Annotated in this window: 12 protein-coding genes; 7 read left to right on the top strand and 5 right to left on the bottom strand. The window is 72.3% G+C overall.

Features of this window, described 5'->3' with window-relative positions:
- Positions 1-13 precede the first annotated feature (13 nt).
- The 3 genes from ACIO3O_RS41535 (at position 14) to ACIO3O_RS41525 (ending at position 2,728) form a co-directional block, all read left to right on the top strand.
- Positions 14-1,444 (top strand): amino acid permease, encoded by a 1,431-nt coding sequence (locus ACIO3O_RS41535; protein WP_401755827.1) that lies wholly within the window; start codon positions 14-16, stop codon positions 1,442-1,444.
- Between the two features lie 203 nt (positions 1,445-1,647).
- Positions 1,648-1,851 (top strand): DUF6011 domain-containing protein, encoded by a 204-nt coding sequence (locus ACIO3O_RS41530; protein ID WP_401755824.1) that lies wholly within the window; start codon positions 1,648-1,650, stop codon positions 1,849-1,851.
- 217 nt (positions 1,852-2,068) lie between these two features.
- On the top strand, positions 2,069-2,728 hold the full coding sequence (locus ACIO3O_RS41525; protein WP_401755822.1) for a hypothetical protein: 660 nt from the start codon (positions 2,069-2,071) through the stop codon (positions 2,726-2,728).
- A gap of 91 nt (positions 2,729-2,819) precedes the next feature.
- On the opposite strand, the gene ACIO3O_RS41520 is transcribed toward ACIO3O_RS41525, so the two are convergent.
- The 4 genes from ACIO3O_RS41520 to ACIO3O_RS41505 all read right to left on the bottom strand — a co-directional run bounded on the left by ACIO3O_RS41520 (position 2,820) and on the right by ACIO3O_RS41505 (position 6,637).
- Entirely contained in the window at positions 2,820-3,734 is a 915-nt protein-coding gene (locus ACIO3O_RS41520) for an endo-beta-N-acetylglucosaminidase H (RefSeq protein WP_401755820.1), read from the bottom strand.
- 135 nt (positions 3,735-3,869) lie between these two features.
- Positions 3,870-4,541 carry a hypothetical protein gene (locus ACIO3O_RS41515; RefSeq protein WP_401755817.1) on the bottom strand — a complete coding sequence of 224 codons (672 nt, stop codon included), beginning with the start codon at positions 4,539-4,541 and terminating at the stop codon, positions 3,870-3,872.
- A gap of 208 nt (positions 4,542-4,749) precedes the next feature.
- Positions 4,750-4,953 (bottom strand): hypothetical protein, encoded by a 204-nt coding sequence (locus ACIO3O_RS41510; RefSeq protein WP_401755814.1) that lies wholly within the window; start codon positions 4,951-4,953, stop codon positions 4,750-4,752.
- A 4-nt stretch (positions 4,954-4,957) separates the two neighbouring features.
- Positions 4,958-6,637 (bottom strand): DUF4157 domain-containing protein, encoded by a 1,680-nt coding sequence (locus tag ACIO3O_RS41505; RefSeq protein WP_401755811.1) that lies wholly within the window; start codon positions 6,635-6,637, stop codon positions 4,958-4,960.
- Positions 6,638-7,180: 543 nt separating this feature from the next.
- Between ACIO3O_RS41505 and ACIO3O_RS41500 the strand changes: the two genes are divergently transcribed.
- The 3 genes from ACIO3O_RS41500 (at position 7,181) to ACIO3O_RS41490 (ending at position 10,689) form a co-directional block, all read left to right on the top strand.
- Positions 7,181-7,777 (top strand): LuxR C-terminal-related transcriptional regulator, encoded by a 597-nt coding sequence (locus tag ACIO3O_RS41500; protein ID WP_401755896.1) that lies wholly within the window; start codon positions 7,181-7,183, stop codon positions 7,775-7,777.
- 186 nt (positions 7,778-7,963) lie between these two features.
- On the top strand, positions 7,964-8,644 hold the full coding sequence (locus tag ACIO3O_RS41495) for a DUF4255 domain-containing protein (protein ID WP_401755809.1): 681 nt from the start codon (positions 7,964-7,966) through the stop codon (positions 8,642-8,644).
- Complete coding sequence (locus ACIO3O_RS41490) at positions 8,641-10,689, top strand: ATP-binding protein (protein WP_401755807.1); 2,049 nt, start codon at positions 8,641-8,643, stop codon at positions 10,687-10,689. The genes ACIO3O_RS41495 and ACIO3O_RS41490 overlap by 4 nt, the downstream gene beginning before the upstream one ends.
- A 77-nt stretch (positions 10,690-10,766) precedes the next feature.
- Here ACIO3O_RS41490 and ACIO3O_RS41485 read toward each other — a convergent pair whose 3' ends face one another.
- Positions 10,767-12,164: an RICIN domain-containing protein gene (locus tag ACIO3O_RS41485; RefSeq protein ID WP_401755804.1), complete on the bottom strand. Its 1,398-nt coding sequence runs from the start codon at positions 12,162-12,164 to the stop codon at positions 10,767-10,769.
- Positions 12,165-12,485: 321 nt separating this feature from the next.
- Between ACIO3O_RS41485 and ACIO3O_RS41480 the strand changes: the two genes are divergently transcribed.
- Complete coding sequence (locus ACIO3O_RS41480) at positions 12,486-14,087, top strand: phage tail sheath family protein (protein ID WP_401755801.1); 1,602 nt, start codon at positions 12,486-12,488, stop codon at positions 14,085-14,087.
- Positions 14,088-14,239: the final 152 nt, after the last annotated feature.

The raw sequence follows: 14,239 nt of genomic DNA, 5'->3' as shown, positions 1-14,239 counted from the left end.
AACAGGCAAGACCATGAACCGGACAGCCCCCACGGGTACGGCCCTGGCCGATCCCCCCGCTCAGCACGGCCCTGCCACGGGTGACGCGCCCAACGGCCTTTCCCAGGGCCTCAAGCAGCGACACCTTTCGATGATCGCGCTCGGCGGGGTCATCGGGGCGGGCCTCTTCGTGGGGTCGGGCGCCGGCATCGCGGCCGCCGGTCCCGCGGTGGTGCTGTTGTTCGCGGCGGCGGGCGCGGTCGTCATGCTGCTGATGCGGATGCTGGGCGAGATGTCCGCCGCACGCCCCTCCACCGGTTCCTTCTCGGTGCACGCGGAGCGGGAGCTCGGCGCCTGGGCCGGGGCCACCTCCGGCTGGACGTACTGGACCATGCTGTGCTGCGGTGTCGCGGCGGAGGCGGTCGCGGCCGGTGAGATCATGCACGGCTGGGTCCCGTTCCTGCCCACCTACGGGTGGGTCGCCGTCTTCATGGTCTTCTTCTGCCTCAGCAACCTCGCCGCGGTGCGCAACTTCGGCGAGTTCGAGTTCTGCTTCTCGGCCCTGAAGGTCACCGCGATCTGCGCGTTCCTGGTCCTCGGGGTGCTCGGCATCTGCGGAGTGTTCGGCGACGCCCCCGGCGCCTCGAACCTCACCGGCGCGGGCGGCTTCTTCCCGACCGGCACGACCGGGCTGATCGCCGGTCTGCTGACCGCGGTCTTCGCGTACGGAGGCCTGGAGACCGTCACCATCGCCGCGGCGGAGTCCGACGATCCGCGCGCCAACGTCGCCCGCGCGGTGCGCACCGCCGTCTGGCGCATCGCCCTCTTCTACGTCGGCTCGATGGCCCTGGTCGTCGTCCTGGTGCCGTGGAACGACCCGCGCGTCGCGGCCGACGGACCGTACGTCACCGTGCTGGACCGCCTGGGCATCCCGGCCGCGGGCACGATCATGCAGGTCGTCATCCTGATCGCGCTGCTCTCCGCGATGAACGCCAACATCTACGGCTCGTCCCGGATGGCGTACTCGCTGGTCTCGCGCGGTCTGGGCCCGCGCTTCCTGGGCGGGGTGCGCGGCGGTGTGCCGGTGGCCGCGGTCGTCGCCTCCTGCTGCTTCGGCTTCTTCGCCGTGTTCGCCGGGATCTGGTGGCCGGACACGATCTTCACGTGGCTGATGAACACCACCGGCGTCGCCATCCTGGTCGGGTGGGTCTTCATCTGCGTCACGCAGCTGCGGATGCGGCGCAGGCTGGAGCGCGAGGAGCCCGAGCTGCTGACCATCCGGATGTGGGGCTTCCCGTACCTGACGTGGGCAGCGCTGCTGGCGATCGCCGGAGTCTTCGTCGCGATGGCGACGACTCCCGGCGGACGCGACCAGCTGTACGTCTCCGCCGTGCTGGTGGCGGCGCTGGCCCTCGGCGGATGGCTGAAGCAGCGCAGGGACCTGGCGCGGCCGACAGCGGGCTGATGCGGGTGCCGGCGCGGGTCCGTCGGCGGTGGGGGGCTTCGGGCGAACTCCCCCATCGCGGACACCTGGACACCGGGCCCGGTTCGCTCGGGGGGCAAGCCCGGCGGGGTCTTGCCGCCCGCGGCACTGCGTCTGCGCGCCGTCCTGCCCCGCACGCGGCGCCGTGACCGGTGTCTTCGCCCAGCAGGCGCCACACTGGAACCATGAATCGCCGCCGCCCCGACCAGCCCACCCTCATCGACGACCCGCAGACCGGGGCCCGTCACCGCTACTGCCGACGCTGCGGCGCCGAGCTCAAGTCCCCCGAGTCGAGAATGAACGGCTACGGCCCCGACTGCGACCCCCACCGCCGGCCCCCGGCCGCCGACACCCACCAGGTCGACCAGGACACCTTGCCCGGCATCTGACGCGCCTCGACCGACCTCGACGCACATCGATGCGGCCGCAGTCGTCGGCCGGCCCCGCGGCGCACGACCTCGTGGACCGTGCTGCGCACGTACGTGCCGGACGGGTGCGCGAGCACAGCGGAATCGTGGGCAAGGGGCGGATGAGACTCCGCCGAGGCGGGCAGCAGACCGACGGAGGTCCGCACGCGTCCCAGCCACCGGTGGAGGAGCCGACACCATGCCACTTGCCCCCTTCCTCGACCGTTTCCCCGTCACCACCCCGGGCACCGGCACCGCGATCTCCGCCGACCCGGCCGACGAGGAGTACGTCCCGCCCCCGCTGGCGGAGGTGTTCGGCGAGCTGGCCGGTGCGACCCTGGCCGACGGGCTGCTCCGGTTCCACACTCCGGCGTCGGCCCGGCAGGCGTATCTCGCGTGCGTGCGGCTCGTACCGGACGTGGAAGAGCGGTTCTACCCGTTCGCGTTCGACTGGCAGGGCAGGGAGATGGCCCTCGACATCGGTGCCGACGGCGACGACGCGGACCGGCACGTCCTCGTCGTCGACCCCGGTACGGGTGCGGGCCTGGCCACGGGCCTCGGCCTGGCGGACTGGCTCGCCGCGGCGTCCGACGAGGGCGCCGAGGCCGATCCGTTCGCCCAGCAGGCGTACGCCCACTGGTGCGCGGCCGTCCCCGAGGCCGGTGCTCCCGCCTTCGACCAGGTCGTCGGCTACCGGGTGCCGCTCTTCCTCGCCGGGGAGGACGACGTCCACAATCAGGAACTCCGGGACCGGGCCGAGTACTTCGACACCTGCACCGAGCTCGCACTGCCGACCCGGCGGCTGCCGCCCGGCAGCGAGCTCAGCAGCCTCGTCCGCAGCCCGGAGACACCACGATGACGGATCACCGGGGTGTCCCCGACCGGACGGCGGATCTCGTGCCCACCGGTGGGCAGCGCCGTAGGGTCGCACCGGCGCCGCCCGCGCGGCCCTATGGCGTGTAGACGGCGGCGCTGCCGTACAGCTCCTTGGTGAACGCCGAGACGTCGGCGCTGCGGTCGCTGCCGTCGAGGTTGTACGTCAGATAGACGCCGTACCCCTCCGCGACGGTGCGGCGGGCGAGGGAGGCGACCGTGCTCCGGGAGGTCCCGCCGATCTCGACGGCCGCGGGTGACAGCTTCGACTTGGGCAGGGCGATCCCGGGAACCTGCCAGCTGCCGTAGTACGGGTTCCAGGCGTAGTCGAACTTCGACGTGACGTTGACGCCGCCGTAGGAGAGCCGCGACGCGGCCGGGCCGATGTTGTAGAGGCTGATGATCTTGCCCGGCAGGCTCGCCCGCAGCGACGTCACCAGATGCACGAACGAGCTGCTGTTCGGCTGGCCGGTGCCGTTCTTTCCGTACTCGGCGTACTCGTCGTCGAAGTCGACGCCGTCCAGACCGTACCGGGTGACGGCGTCCGACAGCTGCTTGGCGAACGTCGAAGCAGCCTTCTGGGAGGGGAAGTTGGCGAAGCCCGCGCCCTGGTGGTTGCCGAGCACGGAGAGGACGACCTTGATGCCCTTGCGCTGCAACGGCCGGATCTCCGTGACAGCGTTGTCAAGGACGCGCTGCACGTTCTCGTTGAAGTGCAGGTAGGCCGCTTTCGTGCCGGTGTCGTAGTTGATGTTCGCCGCGAAGATCACGGCGACGTCGAAGACGTTGTCGCCGCCCGGGAGGGTGTACTTGCCGACGTTGCGCATGCTGTTGCTGTTCACCTCGACGTACGCCACCGAGGTCGGCCCCTGCTTCCTGGGGGCGGGGGCCGCCGTCGCGCCGGTCGTGGCGGTCATCCCGCAGGTGAGTGCCACGAGGGCCGAGAGGGCCAGCGCGGCCGTCCGTGCTCTGCTCCGTGCGAAAGCGAACATCGTTGATCGGTCTCCTGTCACGGGGGTCGGCGCCCGGCCCGTCCGGGGCGGGGCAAGTCCTCAGAGTTTTCCGCTCCCGCGCCCGGGAGCCGAGTGCCGGGAGGGAACTCTTCACAACCTCCGCGCACGGAGCCCTCAGTCCGTCCCGCCCGGCTCGTCGAAGTTCTTGTACTTGTCCAGCGGGAAGCCGCCCGTGATGTCGGCGAGCTGGTGGGCGTCGGAGCCCGTGGGCCGGTAGTGGCCGCTGTCGTTCGTCCACTTCTGCAGGACGCCGTCGGTGAACACGGCGGTGCCCGCCCAGTACACGAGTCCCTCACCGGCCCGCTTGGCCTTGGCGAGCGCGGAGTGGCCCTCCTCCTGCTCGGTGCCGACCTGGGAGGCCATGATCTTGTCGGGCTTGCGGACGGGGACCACGAAGTTGTACTTGCCGTTGGCCGGTTCGGGGGCCCCGTACTGTTTGCGGCCCTCGTGGGGCGCCGCGGAGTACAGCATCGTCGACAGGTCCAGGGAGAGCTTGAAACGCGCCCCGTTGCGCTGCTGGACCAGCATTTCGTTGGCGAACGCGATCTTCCCCTCCAGGGGCAGGGGCAGGTTCTTGTCGAGCTGCTCCAACAGCTTCGCCGCCATGTCGGGCTTGCCCTGGGCCTGGAGGAAGTCGGCGTTCCGCTTCAGCGCCCCGCCGGAGCGCGAGGCCTCCACGTCCTCGCGGGTCCGGCGGTTGGTGCGCTGGACCGGGGCGGGTCCGGTGGGGGCTCCGCCGCCGCCCGCGGCGATGCGCTGCAACTGGGACAGCCAGGCGCTCGACATTCCCGGCCGGGGGGCTGCGCCGCGCGTCGCGGCGGAAGGGGCCCGGCCCCTCGTGGCGTGTTCCTGGCCGTGCGCGTGTCCGTGTCCGTGTCCGTGTCCTGGGTGGTGCATGCAAGGGTCCTTCCGGCAGCCGGGGAGGGTTCTTCTCGTCGGGGAGGCGTGCGGGAGGCGTGCGGCACGCGTTCGTCCGGGGTGCGTGAGGGACGCGTCAGGCGCGGTCCTCCGGGCCCGGCGCGTGCTCGTGCGCGCCGTGGCCCGCTGCCCGGTCCGTCACCACCGGGCCCGCCAGCATCCGTACGACGGCGGCGTTTCCGGCACCGTGCTGGAGGTGGCGCAGGCGTACGACGATCTGCGGGTCCGGCGCCCCCCGGGCGATCGGCACCCGCTCTCGGGCGGTTCCCGGCGTGCTCACGGGGTCAGCCCCGCAGGGTCATGGTGATCGTCGCGCCCACGAACAGTCCCGCGCCCGTCCAGCCCTCGTGCCAGGTGCGACCGGCCTCCTGGCCGTACATGCGGAAGTACCACAAGGGGTCGTTGGCGCTGGAGGTGGGGAGGGTGCCTTCCTTCTGTTCGCGGAAGTAGTTCTCCATGGTGATGTAGTCGTCGCCGCTCCGGGCGATGACTCCCCCGAAGTGGAACGGCGTTGCTCCCCTCATCCCGCCGGCCTGCTCGGCGTTGGGCTGCGTCATCGTCGTCATGCCCTCGCCCACCTTGGGCGTGGGGGCGTGCTGGTTGATGCCCAGTGCCTTGAGGGCCGCCTCGGCCTTCTCCTCGTCCTCCTTGACCAGTTCCTGGAACCGGCCGCTCATCGCCTCCGTGGTCCTCATGTAGGGCTCGGTGTCGCCGTCGCTGCCGAGGTCCATGGCCTCCTGGTACCTGCCCTTCCAGCCGCCCTGCGGGTCCAGGCGCACGAGGAACTTCTCCAGGACCTCCCAGTACTGGGCGTCGGCGCCGCGCGCCATGCTGCGCTTGCCCGTGACGACGCCGATCATCTCGTTGCAGCGCTGCGGCCCTGTCACCTCCAGGCCCTTGGTCTTCGGGCCGCCCTTCTCCTTGCGGAGCTTGGGCTCGATCTCGTACAGCGTGACCTTCTTGCCCCGGCCCTCGATGGTGAGGGTCCGGCCGGTCTTGGAGAGGGACATCCCCTTGTTCTGGTGGGCGCCGGGCAGCTTCTTGACGGAGTCGCTGAACTGCTTGTCGGTGGCGAAGAAGTTCTTCGGCTCCTGTCCGGCGCCCGCGTGTTCCACGGCGAGGTCGAAGCCGTCGGACACGGCGAGATCGACCTCGCCCTTGTAGACGAGGTGGGGCTTGGGCGGTGCGTGGGAGGACTGTTCGTCGAACCAGCTGTCCCGGTCGTTCGGCTCCTGGCCGACGAAGAAGTCGTCGGAGTCGGGGTTCTTCGCGGGGTACTCCGCCGAGCCGGCCTTGATGACGTGCATCCGCTGTACGGACGGGCCCGGACCGCCGCAGCCGTCGCCGCCCGCGCAGCCACCGCCGCCCGGATGCGCGGCGGGACCCCTGTCCTGCCCGCTCTCCCGGCCGGAGACCGTGCGCTGCACGGGCGACGGCCCGCGCATGACCTCGTCGGCCTTCTGCTCGGCGTGCCGCTCCCCCGAGTCGCCGGGGGTGGACACGCTGACGCCCTGCCCGTTGTCCCTGCCGGGGACCGGGCCCTGCTGCTGGTCCTGGAAGTGGGCGAACTCGTGCGCCCAGTCCTTCATGCTCATGTCGCCGCCGACGACGATGTGCGGGCCGCTGGTGTACGCCTTGGCGTCGAGCAGGGCGGCGGACTCCCGCGCCTGCGAGCCCCGGTGGATGAGGGCGCCGCTGAAGTCGGCGCCGCCGAAGCGCTGTTCCAGCTCGGTCCGCAGCCCGGTCTCCAGCCCCTCGGCGGGGGAGCTGATGCCCAGGTTGAGTGCGGCCCGCTGCACCTGGGCGTGATCGGGCTCGGCGACGGACGAGGACGCCGACGGCTGCGCCGCGCGCTGGATGTGCTGGAGCCAGGCACCGCTCATCGGTGACGCAACCGGCCGCACGGCGGGCTTCCCCGCTTCCCTGTCCTGTGCCCGGCCGTGTCCCGGCTGCAGAGTCCGCATGTGTTGACCTCTCCTCTCGCCCGCCGAAGGTCACCCGACGGATCACCCGGTCCGCCACATCTATCGCGGCGGGCACGCGCCGAACAGGTCCGCGCGTGCACATCCGGGGGCAGTTCTCGGAGCGCACAGGGGCCTGCCCTTTCGGGCAGACCGTGGGGGCGCCGAGGGCAGGTCCACAACCGCCCCGGACCGGAACGCATCCCTCCTTTCACCTGCCCCACTCCCACGACCGGGTGCCGGAAGGTCCGTGGCCGGTTCCCGTTCGTCCGCGCAAGCCCGCCCAAATCGTCGTGATACTGATGGCCACAAGGGGTTTCCAAGTTGCCCGAGTGAGATCGAAGACGATCAAAAACCGCCCCCTTTCGTAAGGGTGACGCCATGTCATCCCTTCTGCCGCAAGATCCTGCCGACCTCGAACCACCGTTCGGGGCCCATGAGAGGAACGAACCCGTGAGTGACCGTGCCGACGGGCCCCACGTCGCCGGCAGAGGGCTCCCGGACGCGAGTGCCGCCGGTCCCCCGGCGCGACGCGTCCTCGTCGCGGTGACCGCACCCGACCCGCTCAGCCGGGAGGGCGCCGTCAGCCATCTGCGCCGCCATCCGGAGATCGAACTGAGTGAGGAGACGGGGCCTGGCACCGTCGCCCTGCTGATCGAGAACAGCCTGGACGAGGCCTCCCTCACCCGCATCCGCCGCATCTCACGCCGTCAGGGCGCCCGCGCGGTGCTGGTGGTCGGCTCGATCCGGGAGAGCGAGCTGCTCGAAGTCGTCGAATGCGGCGTCGGCGCGATCGTCTGGCAGCACCAGGCCACCGCGCCACGGCTGGTGCAGGCCGTGCTCGCGGCCTCCCGGGGCGACGGCGACCTCCCGGCCGACCTGTTGGGCAGGCTGATCAACCAGGTCGGCTCGCTGCAACGGGGAGCGGCCGGCCGGCCGGGCACCCCCTCGCTCGGCCTCGCCGCCCGTGAGGTCGACGTCCTGCGTCTGGTGTCCGAGGGGCTCGACACCGGGGAGATAGCGGCGAAACTGTCGTACTCCGAGCGGACCGTGAAGAACGTCATCCACGGGCTCACCACCCGGCTGCACCTGCGCAACCGCGCCCACGCCGTGGCCTATGCCTTGCGCGAGGGCTACATCTGACCCCTGCGCCCCGCCGGACGTGCACCCCGGGCGCCCTCCCGATGACTGCTCGGGCACCTCTTCCTGCCCCGCCGCCGATCCCGCGGGCCCCGCCGCGCCCGGGGACGGCGCGGCGGCACAGGCACGATCGAGGCCGGGCGGTGCGGAGCACGGGCCGCCACGGCACGGATGCGGACGGAGCGGCGCGTGATCCACGAGGTGGACGAGGTCCTGGGGAACCTGCTGAGGGGCGGGGCGTTGAAGGAATCGCGGGTCGAGGTGTCGTTCGAGGCACCCACCCGGGACTGGGCGGCACGGCGCAACGCCCCCACGGTCAACGCCTACCTGTACGACATCCGCGAGGACGTGGCCCGGCGGCAGCGCGGTCAGCTCCCGGTGCGCGACGAGCACGACGTCGTCGTGCGCCGCCGCCAGCCGCCCCGCTGGTTCCGGCTGTCCTACCTGCTGACGGCGTGGACGAAGATCCCCCAGGACGAACACCGGCTGCTGTCTGCGGTGTTGGCGACCCTGCTGCCCCGCGAGGTGTTGCCGCCCAGTGAACTCCCGGGCTCGCTGCGGTCCTTGGGGCTGTCCGTACCGCTGTCCGTGGCAGGGGTGCAGACCGAGTCCCGGTCCCTCGCCGACATCTGGTCCGCGCTGGGCGGGGAGTTGAAACCGTCCCTGGACCTGGTGGTGACCGCCCCGTTCCCCGCCTTCCCGGAGTACGACGCCGGGCCGCCCGTCACCGAGGGGGCGACGGTACGGGTGCGTACGGTGGACGGCACCCCGGCGGACGCGTCCGAACGCTCGCACCGCCCCCGGCAGGTGGCCGCCGTCCGCGCCGCCCGGAAGGCCGCCGCCGCGAGCCGCCGCAAGGGGCTGCGATGAGCGCCGGGCAGCCGCACGCGCCCAACACCGCACCGGCCCGGGCCCTCATGGCACGCCTCGCCGGTCTGCGCGAGCGGGTCGCCGCGCTGGTCGAGCGACGCAGCGCCGCCGACCCGACCGCGGACGACCCGTTGCGCGGCCTCTACCTGTCCGAGGACGCCGTACGTCATCTGCTGCGCACCAGGTCGAACACCCCGGGTGACGACGGAAGCCAGGTTACCGACGGGTTCACGCCAGATGCCGGCACCCCTGACGCGGGGGCGGTCCCGCAGTCGCCCCGCTCGGGCGACCGGCTGCCCCTGCTCGCCGCCCGTACCGGCCTCACCGCTCTCGACGCCCAACTGCTGCTGATCGCCCTCGCCCCCGATGTCGACCGCGGCGTCGAGCAGTTCTACGGCTACCTCAACGACGACGTGAGCCGCCGACGCGCCACGGCGGGACTGGCCCTGGACCTGTGCGGGGTGCCCCCGCACACCGGCGCCGCCCGGGCCCGGCTGCATCCTTCGGCCCCGCTGCGCGCGTTCGGCCTGCTGGAGGTCGAGGAGCCGGAACGCCCCTTCCTGACCCGCGCGTTGCGCGTCCCGGACCGGGTCGTCGGCCACCTCATCGGCGACGACACCCCCGATGCCGACCTCATCGGCGCACTGCTGCCGCTGCCCGAGCCGCTGCCCCTCGACCCCGCGGCCGCCGACTTCGCACAGCGTCTCGCGGCCCGGCTGCGCACCGGTCCGCTCGCCGTCCACCTGCGGGAAACCCGCGAGGGCGACGGTCTGACCGTGCTCACCGCCGCGTTGCGCGCGGCCGATCTCGACGCCCTGGTCTGCGGGGAGCCCGAGCAGCTCGTACCCCAGCTGCTGCGCGAGGCACGGCTCGGCGGGCGGGCGATCGTCGTGCCGCGGCTGCCCGAACACCCCGGGCCGCTGGTGCGGGCACTCACCGGCGCACCCGACGTGACCGTACTGCTGGCGGATCCCCGGCCGTACGATCCGCACTGGTCGTCCGCCTGTCCGCTGGTCCTGGAGGCGCCGGGCCGACGGGCCGGCGGGGCGGACGCCTGGCGGGCGGCGCTGGGTCCCGACGCCGAGGCGTTCGACCTGGCGGCCACCGTAGCCCCGTACCGGCTGGACGGGGACCGCATCCGGCAGACGGCGCACGCGGCCCGCGCGCTGGCCGCCTTCGACGGTTCGCCCGTGACCGCCGACCACGTCCGCCTCGCCGCACGCCGCCAGTCGGTGTCGGGGCTCGAACGGCACGCCCGGCGGATCCGGCCGGACGTCGACTGGTCGGACCTGGTCCTGCCGGACGGCCCGCTGACCCAGCTGCGCGAACTCGCCCTGCGTGCCCGTCACCGCGAACAGGTGCTGGGCGACTGGCGGTTGAGCGCGGGCGGCGGGCGCGGCCGCGGGGTGCTCGGGCTGTTCGCGGGAGCTTCCGGCACGGGCAAGACGCTGTCGGCGGAGGTCGTCGCGGCCGATCTGGGGCTCGACCTCTACGTCGTTCAGCTGTCGTCGATCGTCGACAAGTACGTCGGCGAGACGGAGAAGAACCTCGAACGGATCTTCACCGAGGCCGACCGCACCGACGCGGTGCTCCTGTTCGACGAGGCGGACGCCGTCTTCGGCAAGCGCTCCGAGGTGAAGGACGCGCACGACCGGTACGCCAACATGGAGAGCGCCTACCTCCTCCAGCGGCTGGAGTCCTTCGACGGCATCGCGCTGCTCACCACCAATCTGCGGGGCAACATCGACGAGGCGTTCACCCGCAGGCTCGACCTGGTGGTCGACTTCCCGTTCCCGGACGTGGACCAGCGGCTCGCACTGTGGCGGCACGGGACGAAGCACGTGCCGTCCGACGACGGCATCGAACTGGACGCCCTGGCACGGGACTTCGAGCTGGCGGGCGGCACGATCCGCAGTGCGGTGGTCACCGCCGCCTACCTCGCGGCGGGGCGCGGCAGCCCGATCCGCACCGAGGACCTGCTGGAGGGGGCCCGGCGCGAGTACCGCAAGGCGGGGCGGCTGGTGCCGGGCGAGGGCAACTGGTGAGGTGGCGGGCGAGGGGCACCTCGTGAGGTGCCGGGCCGAAAACCCCGGCCCGGCGCCTCACGCCGTCCGGCGGGCGGTCAGTCCTTCAGCCGGATGATGCGCCATTCGTGGTCGTCCGTACGACTGCAGTCGAAGATCATCAGTGCCATGCCGGGGCGGGTGTCGGCGTTCCCGGCCACGTCCAGGCACTTGCCGTTGCTGGCGAAGTTGCGGATCCAGTAGACCCCGGGGTCCGTCTCGTCGAGGTACCAGAGCTGGTTGTCCTTGACCGTGCCGTCGCAGTGGAACTCGCCGATCGGGGTGCGGATCGGCCTGCCGTCGTACTCGCCCAGGTCCATGCAGAAGCCGTCGGCCTTGTTCTTGATCAGGAAGAGCGGCCTGCCGCCGGGGCCGCCCTTGGGCAGGGTGACGTCCAGGTCCCAGATCTGGTTGTCGCCTCGCTCGCGGCACTCGCCCTGGATGACCGAGCCGTTGATCTCCCCCTTGCCCTCACCGGGGAGGTCGGCGCAGCGCTGGGTGGCGGTGTTCCTGAGCAGGACGTTCTTGGCGGGGACGACCTCGGGCTTCTTGGGCGGCTTGGGCGCTCCCCCGCCGCCGCCGCTTCCGCCCGCGGGCTTCTCCTGGGCCGGGGGCTTCTCCTCCTTCGGCGGTTCCGGCTGCTTCTCCTGCTTGGGCGTGGGACTGGGCGGCACGGGCAGCACGTTGCCGACCGCGGCCTGCTCCGATGCGCTCGTCCTGACCTGCGGTTTGTACGCGATCCACAGGGCCACGAAGGCGACCGCGCAGGCGAGGAGGAGGCCGAGGAAGGTCGCCAGCCAGCGTGGCAGGAAGCCCCGCTGCACGTACAGGCCCTCCGTCTCGACCGGGTCGGCGCCGGAGCGGCGCAGCGCCAGCGCGTAGGGGCGTTCCTGCTTGGAGCCGAACCAGATGATCTGCCGCGGCTTGAGGTCGGCGTCCACGAAGACCGCCCGGCCGGGTTCGATCTGTACGTTGCCGGGCCGGATCTCGTACGAGAGGTGGTCGCCGTTGTCGCTGCCGCCGATCGACGCGGTCAGCTTGACGTTGCCGAGGTTGTCGACCGCGAGCCGGGGGCGTCCCCGGAAGCGCCCCTTGACCGTGGGCGGGACGATCTCCGCCCGGATCTCGGAGAAGGGGGTGATGGTGAGGTTGCCCTCCTGGACGGTCACCGCGTCCGGGTGTTCGGTGGGGGTGATGCGCACGGCGTACGGGTTGGGGCCCGCCGTGGCGTCGGGGGTGCGGGGCGGCTCGAAGGTCAGGTCGACGGTTCCCGTCGTACCGGGGTACAGGCGCAGTGTCTGCGGCTCCACCCGGATCCAGGGTGCGAGCTGGCCGACCGGCTCGAACCGGTACTCGTCGACCACGTCTCCGGTGTTGCGCACCCGTAGCTGGGCCCGCGCGGTGCTGCCGGGGTCGACGGTTGCGGACAGGGGTTCAAGGGAAGTCCAAAGGCTCACCCCCGCACGCTAGGCGGGCGGCCTCGGCCGGGTCACCGGCAGCCGGGGCAGAGGTGCTGCCCCCAAGGGCCGGACCGGCGGGCACCGCGGCGCGCGCGGGAGGCACACCGGGCGGACGCCCCGTCCCGGGCGGGCGGGGCGGCGGCGGGTCCCGGTCCCGCCGGGCGGCCCGGCCGGTACGCGGGGCCGCACCCGGATGCCCCTGCGGGCAGTCCGACGGCCGCCGGGCTGCCCCCGCACCGGCCCCTGCGGCCGTTTACGCCGAGGTCGCGCACCCGACAGGCTGACCGGTGTCCTGTCCTATCCGGAGGAGCGCAGAGCATGCCGTCCTACTTGTCGCCCGGCGTCTACGTCGAGGAGGTGGCCAGCGGCTCGCGCCCCATCGAAGGGGTGGGCACCTCGGTGGCGGCCTTCGTGGGGCTCGCCCCCACCGGACCGTTGAACGAACCGACGCTGGTGACCAACTGGACGCAGTACGTCGCCTCCTTCGGCGCGTTCACCGAGGACTACTACCTCGCGCACTCGGTCTACGGCTTCTTCAACAACGGCGGTTCCGCCGCGTACGTGGTCCGGGTCGGCGGCGGTACGGACGACGCGGCGCAGAACGGGAAGGCGGCGGCCCCGGCCGCGGTGCGGGGTTCCCGCACACCGGCCGCGCTGCCCGCGGCCGAGCCCGTACGGCTGGGCACGTTCGCCGTGACGGCCAACGCCCCCGGTGCGAACGGCACGCTGACCGTCGAGGTCGCCGACGCCGAGGGAGAGGGCCCGGCCGAGCGGTTCAAGCTGGTCGTCAACGACGGCGGCAAGCCGGTCGAGACCTTCGAGGTGAGCGCCAGCAAGAAGAGCGGGCGCAGCTACGTCGTCACCCAGGTCAAGGAGCGCTCGCAGCTCATCACGGTGACCGAGGCCGCGCCCGCCGCCGAGCTGGCCCGCCCGGAGAACCAGACGGTGGCGCTGCCCGCCCCGCCCGCGCCTGCCCCCGTCGAGCCCGCCGCGCCGGAGCGCTCCGGGCACCCCGGGCCCGCCCAGTACCTCGGCGACTCCGCGGACCGCACGGGCTTCGGCGGTCTGGAGGCCATCGACGAGATCTCCATGGTCGCGGTGCCGGACCTGATGTCGGCCTACGAGCGCGGCGCGATCGACCTGGAGGCCGTCAAGGCGGTCCAGCTCGGGCTGATCGCGCACTGCGAGCTGATGGGCGACCGGGTCGCGATCATCGACCCGCCGCCGCGTCAGAACGCCCGTCAGATCCGGGTGTGGCGGCAGGAGACGGCCGGTTACGACTCCAAGTTCGCGGCCCTGTACTACCCCTGGATCAAGACCTTCGACCCGGCGTCGGGCCAGTCCCGGCTGATCCCGCCGAGCGGCCACGTCGCGGGCATCTGGGCGCGCAACGACTCCGAGCGCGGCGTGCACAAGGCGCCCGCCAACGAGGTCGTACGCGGCGCGGTCGACCTGGAGCTCCAGATCACCCGCGGCGAGCAGGACCTGCTCAACCCGATCGGCGTCAACTGCATCCGGGCCTTCCCCGGCCGCGGCATCCGCGTCTGGGGAGCCCGCACCCTCTCCTCCGACCCGGCCTGGCGCTACCTGAACGTCCGCCGGTACTTCAACTACCTGGAGGAGTCGATCCTGATCGGCACCCAGTGGGTGGTGTTCGAGCCGAACGACCACAACCTCTGGGCCCGCATCCGCCGCAACATCTCGGCGTTCCTGGTCAACGAGTGGCGCAGCGGCGCGCTCTTCGGGCAGAGCCCGACCGAGGCGTACTACGTCAAGTGCGACGAGGAGACCAACCCGCCGGAGTCGGTGGACGTCGGCCGCGTCGTGTGCGAGATCGGCATCGCGCCGGTCAAGCCCGCCGAGTTCGTGATCTTCCGGCTGGCGCAGTTCTCCAGCGGAAGCGGCGAGTTGGAGGAGTAGTCCTCCTCGGCGCGTACCGGGGTGGGGGGGGGGGGGGGGGGGCCCCCCCCCCCCCCCCCCCCCCAGGAACAGGGGGCCGGGGGAAAACAATATGTGCGCGGGGCCGGCGGGCCCCGGGAGGCACAAACTGGGGGCTGAGGTGGCGGGGGGGT

Source organism: Streptomyces sp. NPDC087440 (assembly GCF_044744005.1).
Taxonomy (GTDB): domain Bacteria; phylum Actinomycetota; class Actinomycetes; order Streptomycetales; family Streptomycetaceae; genus Streptomyces.
This window is presented reverse-complemented; position numbering and strand designations above follow the sequence as displayed.

What these genes read in the sequence shown, in the direction of transcription:
- ACIO3O_RS41515 (WP_401755817.1), bottom strand. Translation starts at nt 4,541, where the DNA reads ATGTCGAGCGCCTGGCTGTCCCAGTTGCAGCGCATCGCCGCGGGCGGC.
- ACIO3O_RS41530 (WP_401755824.1), top strand. Translation starts at nt 1,648, where the DNA reads ATGAATCGCCGCCGCCCCGACCAGCCCACCCTCATCGACGACCCGCAG.
- ACIO3O_RS41525 (WP_401755822.1), top strand. Translation starts at nt 2,069, where the DNA reads ATGCCACTTGCCCCCTTCCTCGACCGTTTCCCCGTCACCACCCCGGGC.
- ACIO3O_RS41505 (WP_401755811.1), bottom strand. Translation starts at nt 6,637, where the DNA reads ATGCGGACTCTGCAGCCGGGACACGGCCGGGCACAGGACAGGGAAGCG.
- ACIO3O_RS41480 (WP_401755801.1), top strand. Translation starts at nt 12,486, where the DNA reads ATGCCGTCCTACTTGTCGCCCGGCGTCTACGTCGAGGAGGTGGCCAGC.
- ACIO3O_RS41520 (WP_401755820.1), bottom strand. Translation starts at nt 3,734, where the DNA reads ATGTTCGCTTTCGCACGGAGCAGAGCACGGACGGCCGCGCTGGCCCTC.
- ACIO3O_RS41490 (WP_401755807.1), top strand. Translation starts at nt 8,641, where the DNA reads ATGAGCGCCGGGCAGCCGCACGCGCCCAACACCGCACCGGCCCGGGCC.
- ACIO3O_RS41535 (WP_401755827.1), top strand. Translation starts at nt 14, where the DNA reads ATGAACCGGACAGCCCCCACGGGTACGGCCCTGGCCGATCCCCCCGCT.